Source organism: Psychroflexus lacisalsi (assembly GCF_020164495.1).
GTDB classification, from domain to species: Bacteria; Bacteroidota; Bacteroidia; order Flavobacteriales; family Flavobacteriaceae; genus Psychroflexus; species Psychroflexus lacisalsi.
On sequence record NZ_JAIQYZ010000003.1, the window covers coordinates 269,262 to 285,590 of the forward strand.

The 16,329-nt window shown below is 33.3% G+C and carries 19 protein-coding genes; 12 read left to right on the forward strand and 7 right to left on the reverse strand.

Features of this window, described 5'->3' with window-relative positions; all coding sequences use genetic code 11:
- Positions 1-3 precede the first annotated feature (3 nt).
- The 5 genes from LB449_RS10670 to ruvX all read right to left on the reverse strand — a co-directional run bounded on the left by LB449_RS10670 (position 4) and on the right by ruvX (position 3,022).
- Positions 4-474 carry a DUF4168 domain-containing protein gene (locus tag LB449_RS10670; protein WP_224455093.1) on the reverse strand — a complete coding sequence of 157 codons (471 nt, stop codon included), beginning with the start codon at positions 472-474 and terminating at the stop codon, positions 4-6.
- An 82-nt stretch (positions 475-556) separates the two neighbouring features.
- Positions 557-1,354, reverse strand: coding sequence for a nucleoside triphosphate pyrophosphohydrolase (mazG, locus tag LB449_RS10675; RefSeq protein ID WP_224455094.1), 798 nt, complete (start codon positions 1,352-1,354; stop codon positions 557-559).
- Positions 1,355-1,432: 78 nt separating this feature from the next.
- Positions 1,433-1,864 carry a DUF5606 family protein gene (locus LB449_RS10680; RefSeq protein ID WP_224455095.1) on the reverse strand — a complete coding sequence of 144 codons (432 nt, stop codon included), beginning with the start codon at positions 1,862-1,864 and terminating at the stop codon, positions 1,433-1,435.
- Positions 1,865-1,918: 54 nt separating this feature from the next.
- Positions 1,919-2,509 carry a peptide deformylase gene (gene def / locus LB449_RS10685; protein ID WP_224455096.1) on the reverse strand — a complete coding sequence of 197 codons (591 nt, stop codon included), beginning with the start codon at positions 2,507-2,509 and terminating at the stop codon, positions 1,919-1,921.
- A gap of 105 nt (positions 2,510-2,614) precedes the next feature.
- Entirely contained in the window at positions 2,615-3,022 is a 408-nt protein-coding gene (gene ruvX / locus LB449_RS10690; protein ID WP_224455097.1) for a Holliday junction resolvase RuvX, read from the reverse strand.
- 84 nt (positions 3,023-3,106) lie between these two features.
- Here ruvX and LB449_RS10695 point away from each other — a divergent pair, with 84 nt between their 5' ends.
- The gene (locus tag LB449_RS10695; protein ID WP_224455098.1) at positions 3,107-3,922 is read left to right on the forward strand and encodes a 2,3,4,5-tetrahydropyridine-2,6-dicarboxylate N-succinyltransferase; all 816 of its coding nucleotides are present in this window, start codon (positions 3,107-3,109) and stop codon (positions 3,920-3,922) included.
- A 160-nt stretch (positions 3,923-4,082) separates the two neighbouring features.
- Positions 4,083-5,009, forward strand: coding sequence for a glycosyltransferase family 9 protein (locus tag LB449_RS10700; protein WP_224455099.1), 927 nt, complete (start codon positions 4,083-4,085; stop codon positions 5,007-5,009).
- Here LB449_RS10700 and LB449_RS10705 read toward each other — a convergent pair.
- On the reverse strand, positions 4,993-5,808 hold the full coding sequence (locus LB449_RS10705) for a glycosyltransferase family 2 protein (RefSeq protein WP_224455100.1): 816 nt from the start codon (positions 5,806-5,808) through the stop codon (positions 4,993-4,995). The two genes, LB449_RS10700 and LB449_RS10705, sit on opposite strands and share 17 nt — an antisense overlap.
- A 128-nt stretch (positions 5,809-5,936) precedes the next feature.
- On the opposite strand from LB449_RS10705, the gene LB449_RS10710 reads away from it, so the two are divergent.
- Positions 5,937-6,689, forward strand: coding sequence for a glycosyltransferase family 2 protein (locus tag LB449_RS10710; RefSeq protein WP_224455101.1), 753 nt, complete (start codon positions 5,937-5,939; stop codon positions 6,687-6,689).
- Here the strand turns inward: LB449_RS10710 and LB449_RS10715 are convergent.
- The gene (locus LB449_RS10715) at positions 6,678-7,433 is read right to left on the reverse strand and encodes a lipopolysaccharide kinase InaA family protein (RefSeq protein ID WP_224455102.1); all 756 of its coding nucleotides are present in this window, start codon (positions 7,431-7,433) and stop codon (positions 6,678-6,680) included. The two genes, LB449_RS10710 and LB449_RS10715, sit on opposite strands and share 12 nt — an antisense overlap.
- A gap of 98 nt (positions 7,434-7,531) precedes the next feature.
- Between LB449_RS10715 and LB449_RS10720 the strand changes: the two genes are divergently transcribed.
- The 9 genes from LB449_RS10720 (at position 7,532) to LB449_RS10760 (ending at position 16,189) form a co-directional block, all read left to right on the forward strand.
- The gene (locus LB449_RS10720) at positions 7,532-8,329 is read left to right on the forward strand and encodes a glycosyltransferase family 2 protein (RefSeq protein WP_224455103.1); all 798 of its coding nucleotides are present in this window, start codon (positions 7,532-7,534) and stop codon (positions 8,327-8,329) included.
- A 35-nt stretch (positions 8,330-8,364) separates the two neighbouring features.
- Positions 8,365-8,652, forward strand: a complete 288-nt coding sequence (locus LB449_RS10725) for a hypothetical protein (protein ID WP_224455104.1) — start codon at positions 8,365-8,367, stop codon at positions 8,650-8,652.
- Positions 8,610-9,278, forward strand: a complete 669-nt coding sequence (locus LB449_RS10730; RefSeq protein ID WP_224455105.1) for an FkbM family methyltransferase — start codon at positions 8,610-8,612, stop codon at positions 9,276-9,278. Before LB449_RS10725 ends, LB449_RS10730 begins: the two co-directional genes overlap by 43 nt.
- 137 nt (positions 9,279-9,415) lie before the next feature.
- Positions 9,416-9,985 carry an L-threonylcarbamoyladenylate synthase gene (locus tag LB449_RS10735; protein WP_224455106.1) on the forward strand — a complete coding sequence of 190 codons (570 nt, stop codon included), beginning with the start codon at positions 9,416-9,418 and terminating at the stop codon, positions 9,983-9,985.
- A gap of 1 nt (position 9,986) precedes the next feature.
- Complete coding sequence (locus tag LB449_RS10740; RefSeq protein ID WP_224455107.1) at positions 9,987-11,414, forward strand: CCA tRNA nucleotidyltransferase; 1,428 nt, start codon at positions 9,987-9,989, stop codon at positions 11,412-11,414.
- Between the two features lie 94 nt (positions 11,415-11,508).
- Complete coding sequence (locus LB449_RS10745; RefSeq protein ID WP_224455108.1) at positions 11,509-12,531, forward strand: COX15/CtaA family protein; 1,023 nt, start codon at positions 11,509-11,511, stop codon at positions 12,529-12,531.
- A gap of 5 nt (positions 12,532-12,536) precedes the next feature.
- The gene (locus LB449_RS10750; RefSeq protein WP_224455109.1) at positions 12,537-13,049 is read left to right on the forward strand and encodes a plasmid pRiA4b ORF-3 family protein; all 513 of its coding nucleotides are present in this window, start codon (positions 12,537-12,539) and stop codon (positions 13,047-13,049) included.
- A 42-nt stretch (positions 13,050-13,091) separates the two neighbouring features.
- The gene (locus LB449_RS10755) at positions 13,092-14,150 is read left to right on the forward strand and encodes a nucleoid-associated protein (protein WP_224455110.1); all 1,059 of its coding nucleotides are present in this window, start codon (positions 13,092-13,094) and stop codon (positions 14,148-14,150) included.
- 14 nt (positions 14,151-14,164) lie between these two features.
- Entirely contained in the window at positions 14,165-16,189 is a 2,025-nt protein-coding gene (locus LB449_RS10760; protein WP_224455111.1) for a M3 family metallopeptidase, read from the forward strand.
- Positions 16,190-16,329 lie beyond the last annotated feature (140 nt).

Here is a 16,329-nt window from a genome sequence, read left to right on the forward strand (position 1 = left end):
AAATTAGTTTTTCTTCATTGGATTTTTTCCGGTTTGCTGCTTCATCATCATGGCTTGCATTTTTTGTTGCAGTTCTGGGCTTTCCTGAATTTGCGCACCAATTTTTTGAAATTGCTGCATAGTCAACCCTTTTTCTTTTACTTTGTTTTCCATTTCTTTTTGTGAAGCAGTTTGGATTTCTTGGATAACAACCATCGCTGCATCTTGTTTAGCCATCTCATCTTCAGACGCATCACTTTCCTTCTCAGGATCCATTTTTGCCTCATAGATTTCGTTGAATCGCTGTGGTGTTAAACCTTCATCTTCGATAGCAACAACCATTTTTTGTTGAATCTCCATGTTAGATTTTTGAACACTTTGGTAAGCTTCTGCGAATTTTTGCAATTCAGCATCAGTTACGGTTGTTTCAGTTTGCGCTGTAGCGGCAAAAACTGTAAAAAGGAATATGCCGGCCGTTAAAAATACTTTTTTCATTGTTTTAAATTTAATATTTGTCAATTATAAGAATTTAAATCTGACCCCAAAAAAAACCCGTCAAATTATAGATAGCTTTAACTTAATCGGTTTGATTCTTATCAAAATTTATAGTTTTAGCTTCCTCCCAGAATTTGTCCATTTCTTCCAGTGACATTTTAGATATATCTAGGTCATTTTCTTTGGCCTTCTGTTCTAAATACTGAAACCTGAAAATGAATTTTTTATTGGTACGCTCCAATGCTGTTTCTGGATCGATTTTCAAAAACCTCGCGTAATTAATCATTGAAAATAAAACATCCCCAAATTCATCTTCTATCTTATTCTGCTCATTTTTATTGACTTCTTCTTGTAGTTCTGCAAGTTCTTCCTTTACCTTTTCAAAGACCTGCTTCGGCTCTTCCCAATCAAAGCCTACACCAGCAACTTTATCTTGAATCCTACTGGCTTTAATAAGTGCTGGAAGAGATCTTGGGACACCACCAAGTACGCTTTTATTCCCTTCTTTGAGTTTAAGCTTTTCCCAGTTTTCTTTCACCTGCTTTTCATCATTGGCAACGACATCACCGTAGATATGAGGGTGTCGGTTTATAAGCTTTTCACAAAGGGAATTAATAACGTCTGCAACATCAAAATCGTTGGTTTCACTTCCAATTTTAGAGTAAAAAACGATATGTAACAATACATCTCCTAGCTCTTTTTTGATTTCATTTGAATCTTTTTCTAGGATAGCATCGCCTAATTCATAAACTTCTTCAACGGTGAGGTTTCTAAGAGAATCCATAGTTTGCTTACGATCCCACGGACATTTTTCTCTCAAATCATCCATTATATCCAGAAGTCTTTCAAAAGCTTCGAGTTGTTTCTGTCTTGTATACATCTTTTTTATTTAAAAATAAGTATTATAACTAAAAAACCCCCTAAAATTAATTAGAGGGTTTAAGTAAAGGTGATTAGCTTAATTTTCTTTTTCTTCTTCTTTTGTATCCTTTTCAGCTTTCGGATCAGAAAAATCAATGATGTTTTTTGAAATCAGTAAATTATACCATTGAATTACTTTTTTGATGTCAGATGGGTAAACCCTATCTTCATCGTAGTCAGGTAATATTTCACTGAAATAATCAGTCAACTCGTTTTTGGAAGACTTATGGTCTATTGATGGTTTTCCGTCTTCTTTATCAAATATTTTTTGAAAAACTTCTCTTAGAGGGATTTCTTCGGTATATGTATAAATAGCGATTTCACTAAGAATACTTACATTGTTTCTCATACTAACAGGAATTTTCTTACCATCGATGAACGACTCCGCAAGAAAACCACCTCTGGTTTGAGCTTTTAATTCATAAAGTCCTGGTTTCCCTGATATGGATAATACTTTATCTAATTTCATGTATTTATTTTTTTGGATGGCAAATATGCAATTTGTTCTTGTTTTGAAAAGATCTTAGCGATTTTTTTTAGCCAAGGGGTATTTCATTTTATAACCTATATCTACTTTACCTTTAGTAATATTTGTTAATCGACTTTTGATTAATCTCTTTTTTAAACTAGAAATCCTATCAGTAAATAGAATCCCCTCAATATGGTCATATTCGTGCTGAACAACTCTAGCAGGTAACCCATTTAAAGTTTCGGTTTGCCGATTTAAATCTCTATCTAGATATTCAATTTTGATTTCTGGCTTTCTGAAAATGTCTTCATGAACATCTGGAATACTTAAGCAACCTTCATTAAAATCCCATTCTATTCCGTTTTCTTCAATCAATTTCGGATTGATGAAAACTCTTTTAAAAGATTCTAACTCTTTGACCTCTTCTTCACTCAAAGATTCATCTTGAGCAAAAGGTTTTGCATCGATGACAAACAAGCGAATTGATAACCCAACCTGAGGAGCTGCGAGCCCTACTCCATTTGCATTATACATAGTTTCAAACATATTCTCAATAAGTTCATCTAGCTTAGGATAATCTTTTGAAATATCTGAAGCTTTCTTTTTTAAAACTGGAGAACCATAAGCTACAATTGGTAATATCATAATCTCAATTTTAAGTGAGAGGGATAGACCCTTTTAATTGAAGACGCAAAAATACGGGTTTTATTTCTTTTGAAATTGACAAATGCTAACTTTAAAAATCCAAATTTATTTCAAATAATTCTGAAGTAAAATTGTAGCGCTTATTTCATCCACCAAGCCTTTGTTTTGCCTTTTTTTCTTCTTAAGACCAGAGTCAATCATAGTTTGGAAAGCCATTTTTGAAGTAAAACGCTCATCCATTCTTACAATATTAATATCTGGAAATAATTTCTGAATATCTTCAATAAGAAACAAAATGTTTTTTTCCAATTGCATCGGTTTTCCATCCGTAAACTTTGGCTCTCCCACTACAAGTGTATCGATAGCCTCTGAAGGGATTATGGATTTCAGTTCATCCATCAAAACTCGAGAATCTACTGTTTTTAAACCAGATGCTATCATTTTCATCTCATCAGAAATAGCTAAACCTGTTCGTTTTATTCCAAAATCTAAAGCCAGTACTTTCGTTTTCATAAACTTAATTCTCTAGCAAATATAAGGTACTAAGAGGTATTTTGGATTTAACCATAAACCTTATCTTCGCTAAAAAAAATTTAAATGGAAGAATTAAAACAAAAAATTTTAAAAGCCTGGGACAACCGAGACTTATTAAAAGAACAAGAAACAATTGAAGCCATAAGAACTGTAGTATCAAAACTAGACAGCGGTGAATTACGTTGCGCAGAACCTACAAAAGAGGGTTGGCAAGTGAACGAATGGGTAAAAAAAGGAGTGGTTCTCTATTTTCCAATTCAAAAGATGGAAACTATGGAAGCTGGTATTTTTGAATATCACGATAAGATGCCACTCAAAAGAGGATACAAAGAAAAAGGAATCCGGGTGGTTCCCAATGCAGTGGCCAGACACGGTGCTTATATCTCGAGTGGTGTCATTATGATGCCGAGTTACGTTAATATTGGCGCATACGTTGACGAAGGAACAATGGTAGATACCTGGGCAACAGTTGGAAGTTGTGCTCAAATTGGTAAGAATGTTCACCTTTCTGGTGGAGTTGGTATTGGTGGAGTTTTAGAACCATTGCAGGCAGCACCAGTAATTATTGAAGACAACGCCTTTTTAGGATCAAGAAGCATTGTAGTGGAAGGAGTTCGTGTTGAAAAAGAAGCGGTTCTTGGCGCTAACGTGGTTTTGACAGCTTCTACCAAAATCATCGATGTTACAGGAGATGAACCCGTTGAGATGAAAGGTATTGTCCCTGCTCGTTCCGTGGTAATCCCTGGAAGCTATACCAAGAAATTTCCAGCAGGAGAATTCAATGTGCCTTGCGCCTTAATCATTGGAAAACGAAAAGAAAGCACCAACAAGAAAACATCCTTGAATGACGCACTTCGAACTTATGATGTAGCGGTGTAGTTAAATAAAATATTTAATTGATCCGAGTTTAATGAAGATACTAGTTATCCAACAAAAAATGATTGGAGACGTTCTCGTCTCCAGTCTTATTTGCGAGAATTTGAAACTGAATTACCCTGAGGCAGAGATTCACTATCTCGTCAATCGGTTTACTATTCCAGTGATTGAAAACAATCCATACATCGATAAAATCGTAATTTTTGAAGATGAATACAGGTCAAGCAAACTTGAATTTTATAGATTTTTAAAACAGATCAAAAAGACAAAATATGATGTGGTTATCGACGCGTATGGTAAGTTAGAAAGTAACTTAATCACTCTATTTTCAAAGGCTAAGACAAAAATAGGCTGGAACAAACCATTAACTAATCTTATTTATTCTTCTACAGTTAAAATTTCAAATCAGTCGGAAATCGGTTTAGGCTCAGCCATAGAAAATAGACTAAATCTAATGAGCGCATTGAAGGGTACAAAAATACTTACCCAACAACCTAAAATTCATTTAAAGCCTATTGAGCTTGATACTGCTAAAAATAAAATTCAAAAATTTCAAAAGGCTAAGCCTGTACCTTTCATTATGATTAGTGCTTTAGGAAGTAGTGAAGCGAAAACATACCCTTTGCGTTTCATGGCTGATGTTTTAGACTTTATTGCTTTGAATTCTAATGCTTTACTAATCATGAATTACATACCCTCACAATTTGAAGATATTAAAGAACTTTATTTCCTTTGTGATAAGAGTACACAAGGAAAGATTTTATTAAATTTCAAAATCGAAAGTTTAAGAGAATTTATGTCAGTTTCAAAATTTTGCAAGGCCTTAATCGGCAATGAGGGTGGAGCCATCAATATGGCTAAAGCTTTGGATGTTCCTACATTCTCAATATTTTCTCCACAAATCAATAAAGAAGGGTGGAATGGCTTTGAGGATGAAAACCTTAAACATGTATCCGTTCATGTGAAAGATTATAAACCTGATCTTTTTTTAGAAAAATCTCAAACAGATAATATGGAAATGTATGAAGAGTTTAATCCAGCTCTTTTTTTAGAAATTTTAAAAACATTTCTGATTAAGCATGCAAATTAATTCCATAAGAGGTTTTTACTTTTTTTTCTTTTCTAGTTTGCTCTCTTATTTCGTTATTAATCTTCCAGGCTTCGTCGTTTACGTAACCCCGTTCATGTTCCAGATGAACAATAATGGCTAAATAGCGAACTTTCAAAGGTTGTATTCCATTATTAACGAGTCTTTCTCCAAATTCTCTGTCTTCTCCTCCGTATTTCATTCGCTCATCAAAGCCATTTATAGCAAGAATATCTTTTTTCCAGGCTGATGCATTTCCACCGTTCCAAGTTGGTCTAGTAGGAGTTATGAAATTCATGAACAATGCAACTGATTTGCTTTTTGCCAGTTTTGTGTTTTTAAAACTTGCCTTTAAGCCTTTATTTTTAAGCCATTTTAAATCAAAACACTCCTGACTTAAAATATTATTTTTTGAAATCAATTTGGACAAGTTCTTAGACAATGGGAAATGTCCTCCAGATAAAAAATAATTTTTTGATCTAAATTTTAAATGAGTTTCTACGAAATCTTTACGAGGAATACAGTCACCATCCGTAAAAATACAATAATCAGTATTTGATGCTAAAATAGCTTTATTAAGAATTCTTGTTTTTTGAAAACCCTCGTCTTTATGCCAAACATGGATGATTGAAAGTTGAGTTTTTGCTTTTATTGAAGTTAAAATTTGATTAGTTTCTTTTGTAGATCCGTCATCTGCAATGACAATTTCAAAATCATCTTCTGTCTGCACACTATACCCCCACAAGACTTTTTCCAACCAGTCTGGAGAATTATAGGTACTTATGATAACAGATGCTTTCATAGAAATAGACTATTGTACAAAAATAATTTTTTTTAAAACTTCACAAATCAATTTACAAATTATTATATCTAAACTGAACATTATTTTACATTTGCGAATCTAACCACTATTAAAGACGCGAATCTGGCATGCCCAAAATTTCGGCACTTATTATAACTCTCGACGAAGCTAAAAATATTGCTTCTGTCATTGAGAATATTACTTTCGCTGACGAAATTATAGTTGTAGATTCCTTCTCTGAAGACAATACAGTTAAAATTGCTAAGTCTTATCCAAATGTTACGGTTTACCAAAATACCTTTATAGATTTTACTTCTCAGAGAAATTTTGCATTAGGAAAAGCCAATCATGAATGGATTTTATTTTTGGACGCCGATGAGAGAGTTACAGAACCTCTTAAAAATGAAATTTTAAATACTATAAAGAAAAAGCAAACAGCAGATGCCTACTTTTTTTATAGAAAATTCATGTTTAAAGGAAAACCTCTTCATTTTAGTGGATGGCAAACCGATAAAAACATTAGACTTTTCAAAAAAAGCAAAGCTCAGTACACTGAAGAACGTCTAGTTCACGAAGTTTTAAAAGTAAAAGGGTCTAAGTCTTCCATGAAAAGTAAACTTATTCACTATTCCTACAGTAGCTACGACTCTTACAAAAAGAAGATGGTCAATTATGCCAGATTGAAAGCGAAAGAGCTGCTTCAAAAAGGGATAAAACCCAATGCCTTTCACTTTATCATAAAACCCACTTTCAAGTTTTTTTACGATTACATCATAAGATTGGGATTTCTAGATGGTAGAAAAGGCATTATCATCTGCTATTTAAATGCTTTAAGCGTTTACAAAAGGTATCCTATACTAAAGGAAATTTCAAAAAATTGATTTTAATTTTTTCTTACGTTTCTGCTTCAAATGGAATTTTCGTTGAAACTCTGACGTGTAATCCCACATCAATTTAAAAACTTCCTCTTTTGGTTTATTTATGAGTTTGGCATATTCCTCACTCATCACCTTTACCATTTCTTTTTTAGGAGTTAATCGTCTGAAATTATACATGCGCTCTTCAAAGTTTAAGGCTCTGAATTTCATCCTATTTAAATCCACTAAGGAAAACTTGTAATCATTTTCTTCAATAAAAATCAAGGTGTTCCCTGGCGAGTGATCTTGAAATTCGACTCCTTTTTCATGGAGTTGAAAGGTAAACCGAGTGAAAGCCTTAAGTATTTCTTCATGATTAGGAAATTCAGGTTCATGAACAAGTTCTCTGTAGGTCAAGTCTGGAAGCTCATGCTCACTGATATAAAAAGACTTTCCAAAACCAACACCTTTTTTAAATTCAAAATAGGCAACTGGATCAGGTGTCCCAATCCCTTTCTCTTTCAAGATTGTAGCATATTCAAAAGAGCGCCTTGCTTTAGATTTTCTAAAATATTGGTAAGCGATTTGATTTATAAAATTTGGCTCTTTGAAGGATTTAATATTGAGTGTAAAATCTTCAAACTCTACCGTTTTAATAACATTCCTATCCCCATTTCCAAAAACAGTTCCTACAGAGTCAAAAGAATTGATGAGCTTTAGAAGAGCATCTTTAAATTGAATAAATGCTGGATTATAGTCAGAATTCATTGATATTATTTAAATTTCAAATTTAAAGCCAATGGATGTCTCAATACACATAAATCCTTATTTTTTTATCGTAAATCGCATATCATATTTCAAATACAATGAATCCGTTTCCAAAATGCAGCTTAGTCACTCCAACTTATAACTGGCCAGAAGCCTTAGAATTGCTTTTAAAAAGTGTAGAGCAACAATCTATACTCCCAGACGAAGTAATCATTGCTGACGATGGGTCTTCTTCAGAAACAAAAGAACTCATTCAAAATTTTCAAAAAACCTTTCCCGTTTCTTTGATTCATATTTGGCATGAAGATAAAGGAAATAGAAAGCCAAGAATCATGAATAAGGCTATTGCCAATGCAAGGCACGAATATATTATTGAAATCGATGGTGATATTATAATGAATAAATTTTTCATTGAGGATCACTTGCGGTTTTCTGAAGCTGGGCTTTATCTTTTTGGCTCTAGAGTCAACATCCAAAAAGAATTTTTAGGGAAGTTGTTCCAAAATCAAAAATTAGGATTCAATTTCTTTTCTAAAGGCATTCAAAAAAGAGGCAGAACCTTAAGATTCCCCTTTTTCGCAAGTCAAATAAAGCCTGTTGAAAAACGCTCTGGAAAACTGAGAGGCTGTAATATGTCCTTTTGGCGGGAAGATTTTATCAAGATAAATGGATTTAATGAAAATCTGGTAGGTTGGGGAATTGATGATTCAGAAATGATTCAAAGACTTCATAATATTGGGATGAAAGGGAAACGTTTAAAATTTGCAGGGATTGCCTATCATATTTATCACAAGGAACAATCAAAATCTCATATAGAAATTAATGAGGAAATTGAAAAGCAAACAACGGAAAAGAAGTTGATTTATGCTGAAAAGGGCGTAGATCAATTCTTATAATCATATATCAACTTATTTTGAAAAAATCCTCTAGAATGCTGAAGAGAATTTCAAATCTAACAAAAAAATTACCTGAACACCGAAAATTAAACCAATTATACAAGCACATTAATAGAATTGCTTTGGCATTCGGTCATGATACAAAAGTCGTTTCAGAAATGAAAGACGGAACACAAATGCAAGTTGATCTAAGTACTAGAACTGAAAGGCTATCTTTCTACACGGGAAAGTACGATACTTTTTTTATTTCTGCTATTAAAACACTTTTTAGAACCGAGGGATGCTTTCTAGACATTGGAGCAAAATTGGTTTTTACACAGTAGCAATTGGGAATTATTTAAAGAAAAATGAATCTAGCGGCAAAATTGTTTCTTTCGAGCCCTTTACTGGAAATTTCGAGCGCCTAAAAAGAAACTTAAAACTCAATTCGTTAGAAAATTTTTGTCTTCTCAACAATTATGGATTATCCGATAGATCTACCGAAACACAAATTACCTTAAGAGAAGATTTTAAGCATGGTTCCAATACAGGTAATGCTGCTATACAGACCAGTGAGGAAATGGATAGAGGCTTCAAGCTTTCACAAATAAAACTGAAAGTTCTTGATGAAATATGGGATAAAGAATTTTCACATTTGGGCAAAATCGATATGATCAAAATGGACATTGAGGGTCACGAAGATTTTTGTCTAAAAGGTGGCAAGCGGACCATTGAAATTCATCGACCAAGTATTTTGATGGAAGTAAACAAGCATTATTATGAAGCTCGAAATATTGAGTTAGACTCTGTATTTTTAAAATTAATTCCAGAAAATTATAGTATTTATAAGCCTGTAGATTTCAAATGGAAAAAAATTAACTCCTTAAATGAGTGTTCGAAAATTGATAATGTATTTCTGATTCCTGAGGAAAAGCTACAAAAGGAAGGATATGAGATGTTTGAAAAATAAAATTGATAACGATTTATAAATAAGCTGAATCGATACTACATTTGCATAAATTCTTTTACTTAAAGTGATATTCGCCATTTAAGTTCTGTCAATCAATCTGTTCACAGGAATTTGAAAAAAATAATTCAATTAATAAAATGAAAGATCAAAAAGAAACTATACAAGACTGCATTCAAACTCTTAAAAGAGGTGGACTTATTCTCTACCCTACTGATACGGTATGGGGAATTGGCTGCGATGCAACCAATGCAGAAGCTATTGATAAAATTTATAAATTAAAGCAGAGGTCTAATGACAAGTCATTAATATGCCTTGTTTCAGATTTCAAAATGTTAAACCAGTTTGTTGAAGAAATACCAGAAGTGGCTTATGATATCCTTAAATATGCCGATAAGCCCACTACGATTATTTATCAAAATCCAATAAGAGTAGCTACAAATCTTATTGCAGATGATGACACATTAGCCATCCGGGTTGTCAATGATATTTTTGCCAAAGAGCTGGTAAGAAAATATAAAAAACCTATAGTTTCTACTTCAGCCAATATCAGCGGACAAAAAACACCTGCTAACTTTTTTGAAATCTCAGAAGATATTTTAAAAGGCGTAGACTATGTCGTAAATTTGCACCAATCCAACAAAAATAAAAAACCATCGACTATCATCAAATTAGACCTTGATGGGAAGGTTGAAGTGATTCGCAAATAACATGTCTGATATTTATTACCAAGAAGCTTTACAACATAAAATATTCAATTTCCTTTCTGAAGCTGCCGACGAACTAGATATAGAAGCATATGCTATAGGTGGTTTCGTAAGAGACTTTTTTTTGAAAAGAGGAAAGGCTCAAGACATAGATGTAGTTGCTGTAGGTAGTGGTATAGAACTCGCCAAAAAAGTATCTGGAAAACTTCCTGGAAAACCACCCGTTAAAGTTTTCAAGACTTATGGCACGGCCATGCTAAAGGTGTTTGACCTGGAAGTTGAATTTGTTGGAGCTAGAAAAGAATCCTATGCAGAAGATAGTAGAAATCCAGAAGTTGAAGACGGCACTTTAGAGGACGACCAAAATAGAAGGGATTTTACAATTAATGCGCTAGCACTTCAGTTGAATAAAGCGCATTTCGGAAGGCTCTTAGACCCATTCAACGGTCTTGAAGATCTAAAAACACAACTGATTAAAACACCACTGGATCCGGAAGTGACTTATTCTGATGATCCTTTGAGAATGTTGAGAGCTATTCGCTTTTCTTCTCAACTCAACTTTGTAATTGAACCTCAATCTTTGAAAGCTATTCAAGAAAATGCTTCAAGGATAGACATCGTTAGCAAGGAACGCATCGTTACCGAGTTGAATAAAATTTTAGAATCAGAAAAGCCATCTATTGGTTTAAAATTACTTCATGATACCGATTTGCTTAAAAGAATACTGCCGGAGCTTACAAATCTTGAAGGTATAGATGAAATCGATGGACAAAAGCACAAAGATAATTTTTGGCACACTCTAGAAGTGGTTGATAATATTTCTAAAGAAACCAACGATCTTTGGTTACGCTGGGCTGCCCTGTTGCACGATGTAGGAAAAGCGCCTACAAAACGTTTTCACAAGAAGATCGGTTGGACATTTCATGGCCATGAATTCAAAGGTTCAAAAATGGTTTATCAAATTTTCAAACGATTGAAAATGCCTTTGAATGACAAAATGAAGTTTGTTCAAAAGCTTGTTTTGCTCAGTTCCAGACCAATTGCTATTGTTGATGAGGACGTTACAGATTCTGCAGTAAGAAGGCTTGTTCATGACACAGGTGAACACCTGGAAGACTTAATGACGCTTTGTGAGGCTGATATCACTACCAAAAATCCAAAACGCTACACAAAATACCACAACAATTTTAAACTGGTTCGGGATAGAATTCAAGAAGTTGAAGAACGAGACAAAGTTAGGAATTTCCAACCCCCTGTTTCTGGTACTGAAATTATGGAAACCTTCAACATTGAACCTTGTCAGGCTGTTGGTGACATTAAATCAAAAATAAAAGAAGCCATTCTGGATGGAATTATTCCCAATGAATATGATGCAGCTTTTGAATTCATGCTTAAAGAAGGTGAATCCTACGGCTTTAGACAGCACTCTTAATATTTATCAAAACCCTCCCAAAATAAACTTGTAAAATTTATAATGAGTAGTCCAACTAGTGGATATAAATTACCTTTGCGCAAAATCAAAAATAGTGTTTAGAAAATCTATAAAAGCTTCGATTATCATTATATATCTTGTCATAATCGCAGGAGCTGTAGTGAGAATGACTGGAAGTGGTATGGGCTGTCCAGATTGGCCAAAGTGTTTTGGATACTACATCCCTCCAACAGAAGAAAGCCAGCTAGAATGGGCTCCAGATCATGAGTATTTTAAGGGTCAGGTTATCATTGTTGACGAATCGCTAAAAATAGCTAAAGAAGCTTTTACTTCATCAGATAATTTTGAACAGACCCATTGGAATAATTATGATAAGCATGATTACGCAGAGTTTAATGCCGCTCACACCTGGATTGAATATCTTAACAGACTACTTGGCGCCCTATCCGGTATTGCAATTTTGATCATGACCATCAGTTCCTTTGGACAATGGAAGAAGAATAAGAAATTGACTTTACTTTCTATTTTATGCTTAGTCTTGTTGCTTTTCCAGGCTTGGCTTGGTGCCACAGTTGTGTATTCAGTTTTATCTCCTGTGAGAATTACAATTCACATGCTTGTAGCCTTGCTATTGGTTGCGCTTCTTATTTATATCTTAAAATTATCTTCAGAAGAAAACACGAGCTTGAAAAGCACATTCACATTCAGAAATCTTCTGGTATTTGCCACTATACTTAGCTTAATACAAGTGACAATGGGAACTCAAGTCAGACAATTTGTAGATGAACAAGTTGATTTAGTAGGATATTCCAATAAAAGTGAATGGTTAGAAAATCCAACTCTGGTTTTTTATGCACACAGGTCATTTTCCATTTTAGTTTTACTTGTCAACCTTGGGATATGGTGGTTAAATAAAAAGAGAAGTCTAGGTTTTCAACTTACAAACTGGATGATGTTCATTTTAATCATCGAGATCTTAACCGGAATTGCCATGTTTTATTTAGATTTCCCGTTCCTTACTCAACCTTTACATTTAGTATTTGCAGCTTTGCTATTTGGAATTCAATTTTATATTTTAATGCAAAGTTTTGAAGCGAAATTAATTTCGAAAACGTAAAAATTATGATTTATAAATATAGAGTTGTCTTTGATACTTTAGATGACGTAATAAGAGATATTGAAATAAGAGAGGATTCCACCCTCGAAGACCTACACAATTCAATTGCTCAGGCATTTGGATTTGATGGTACCGAAATGGCTTCTTTCTACAAAAGTGATGAAGACTGGAATCAAGGTGAAGAATACCTGCTTTTCGACATGAGTGATGGACAAGGCGATGTAAATATGATGAATGAAACCAGTTTGGATTCGGTATTCTCAAGAGAAAAGACCAAAATGATTTATGTCTATGACTTTTTCAGTATGTGGACATTTTATGTTGAATTGGCAGATATTGCTGAACCTGAAGATGGTCAAGATTACCCAAATCTTATGTTTGCTCAAGGTCAATTGCCTGAATCGCCTCCCGAAAAGAAATTTGAAGCTGAAGAATTAGACGATTTTGATGACGATAGCAATGATGACATTGAATTTGAAAATTTAGATGATTTCGATTTTGATGAAAATTGGAATTAAGCATAATACAGTATCACAAATAGGTAAACACATACTCAACATATGATAAATTTATTCAGTGCTCAAATTGAGAGCATGTCCATTCACCGCGTTGGAAACAAAAGCCGGAATGAGTCATTATTCATTTCTGAAGAAGCTCACGAGCTCTCTGATGAATTAAAGCCACTTATAAAAGAATATTTCCTGAAGTCGTTTAGAGATAAAGAAGAAAACTACTATCATTTCGTACACGACACAGATTTGGAATTTCATCAACTATATAATCTGGCAACAGATATTTTTAATAATCCGTTGGAAAGTCATGAAATTTCGAAGAAAATAACACGCTTACTTTTTGAAGAATCCAAACATCAGCATATTAAAGGTGGTGAAGTATATGTCGTTTATTTTGAAAATATGCTCATTGACAATGAGAAAGTGTCAGCTGTTGGGATTTTCAAATCTGAATTAAAACACGATTTTCTTCAGTTTGAAGAGAAACAAAACAACCTTGACCTTATTCTACAACAAGGTGTTTATCTGAATAAATTGGATAAAGGTGCTTTGATTTTTAATACTGAAAAAGAAAACGGTTACAAGATATTATCTGTTGATTCCAATAAATATGACACCAAATATTGGCTGGAGCAATTTCTTCAGGTTGACTTTTTTGAAGATGAAAACTTCTACACCAAGAAATATTTAAAATTCTGTGAGAATTTTGCAAAAGACGTTGTGCTTCCAGCTGAAGACAAACAACAGGAAGTTCTATTCATGAATAAAGCTATGAACCACTTTGCTTCCAATGACAATTTCAATGAGCAAAATTTCTTAAATGATGTACTTGAAAATCCAGCTCTAGAACCTGAATTTCAAAACTACAAGACAGAAAAGGCTCCAAAATATAAAGTAGAAGACCTCTCTGATTTTCCAATATCAAATACAGCTGTCACTGCAGCTAGAAAGAAAATTAAAAGTGTAATCAACCTGGATACTAATATTCAAATTAAAATGGACTTTGTGAGTGGTGACAGTGCAGAAAAGTTCATCGAAAAAGGATGGGATGAAGACCGACAAATGTTTTATTATCTAGTCTACTTCAATAAAGAAGAAAAAAGTTAAACTAAAATATATTTATGGTAGAAGTAAACCCTTTACAAGAAAAATTTGATCATCCCCCATTTTCTAAAATAGAAACAAAGCATTTCAAACCTGCTTTTGAAAAAAGTTTAAAAGACGCTAGAGAAGAGATTGACTTGATAGTAGCTAATTCTGAATCACCTTCTTTTAAGAATACAATTGAAGCTTTGGAGTTTTCAGGAAATCAATTGGGCAGAATTGCTAGCATTTTTTTTAATCTGAATTCTGCTGAAACAAATCCTGAAATTCAAAAATTAGCACAGGAAATATCTCCTTTATTAAGTGAATTCAATAATGACTTACTATTGAATAAAGAATTATTTGAAAAGATTAAAAAAGTTTATGATGATCGATCAAATCTTGACTTAAGTGGAGAGCAGATCATGTTACTTGAAAAGATTTATAAAAATTTTACAAGGAACGGAGCTAATTTAGATACGGAGAAGCAAGCTCGTTTAAGAGAAATTGATAAATTATTATCCCTGACTTCTTTAAAATTTGGAGAAAATGTTCTAGCTGAAACCAATAATTTTCAACTACACATTTCTAATGAAAATGAATTAGAAGGTATACCTGAAACTGTAAGAGAATCAGCCCAAGAAATTGCCAAGGAAAAAGGTAAAGAAGGTTATATTCTTACATTAGATTTCCCTACCTACATACCTGTGATGAAGTTTTCGAAAAATAGAAACCTAAGAAAACAGATGTTTTTAGGATTTGGATCTAAAGCTTTTAAGGATAATGAGTTTAACAATGAGCAAAACGTTTTGGAGATCGTGAAGCTTAGATTAGAAAGAGCTCAACTTTTAGGTTTTGAATCTCATGCTAACTTTGTTCTTGAAGAAAGGATGGCAAAAAGTATTGATAATGTAGAAACATTTCTCGATGATATACTTGACAAATCTTTACCTGTGGCTAAAAAAGAAATTGAAGAACTAAAGGCTTTTGCCTTAGAAAGTGATAATCTCAATGATTTTCAGAAGTGGGATAAAGCCTATTATACAGAGAAACTAAAGCAAAAAACATTTGATCTGGATGAAGAAACTTTAAAGCCTTATTTTGAATTAAACCAGGTAATTAAAGGAATGTTTGATATTACCTCAAAATTGTTTAATCTAAGTTTTAAAAAAGATGACACTTTAGAGGTATACCACAAAGATGTAGTTACATATAAAGTTTATGAAGAAGATAAATATTTAGCGACATTATATGCAGATTTTCATCCAAGAGCAGGAAAAAGAGATGGTGCTTGGATGACTACTTATAAAGATCAATCGAATTACGAGAAGATTGAAGAAAGACCTCAGGTGTCGATAGTTTGTAATTTTACAAAGCCTACAAAGAATAAACCCTCACTCTTAACATTCAATGAAGTAACAACTCTATTTCATGAATTTGGTCACGCGCTTCACGCGATGAACGCAAATACAATATATCCATCATTGTCTGGAGCTTCTGTATACTGGGACTTTGTAGAACTTCCAAGTCAGTTAATGGAAAATTGGTGTTATGAAGAAAAAGCATTAGAGCTTTTCGCAAAACATTATGAAACCAACGAAATTTTACCTATCGAGTATATTGAAAAAATAAAGAAATCATCCAATTTCATGGAAGGTTTACAAACTACAAGACAAATTAGTTTTGGTAAATTGGATATGGCTTGGCATACTATTCATAGCACTGAAGCAATAACAAATGTAAAAGCACACGAAGCCAAAGCATTTCAATCCACTGAACTTTTACAAGAAATAGATAATAATTGCATGAGCACAGCTTTTGGACATATTTTTCAAGGTGGATATAGTTCTGGCTATTATTCATATAAATGGGCAGAAGTTCTAGATGCTGATGCTTTTGAACTATTCAAGGAGAAAGGAATATTTGATAACTCTATATCGGAGAAGTATAAGACAAATATTTTGCAGAAGGGAGGAACAATTGAACCTATGAAACTTTACAAGAAGTTTAGAGGTAAGGAACCAGATCCTACAGCTTTGCTTAAACGAGCCGGATTAATATAAACATTTATTCAGTTATTTAAATCTAGAATCTGCATAATTAATTTCATGCAGATTTTTTTGGATATTAAATTAACAAAATCCGATCTTTCAAGATATGCAGTTAAGATGTGTTTATAAAGATAACTTTGAGCTATTTTATC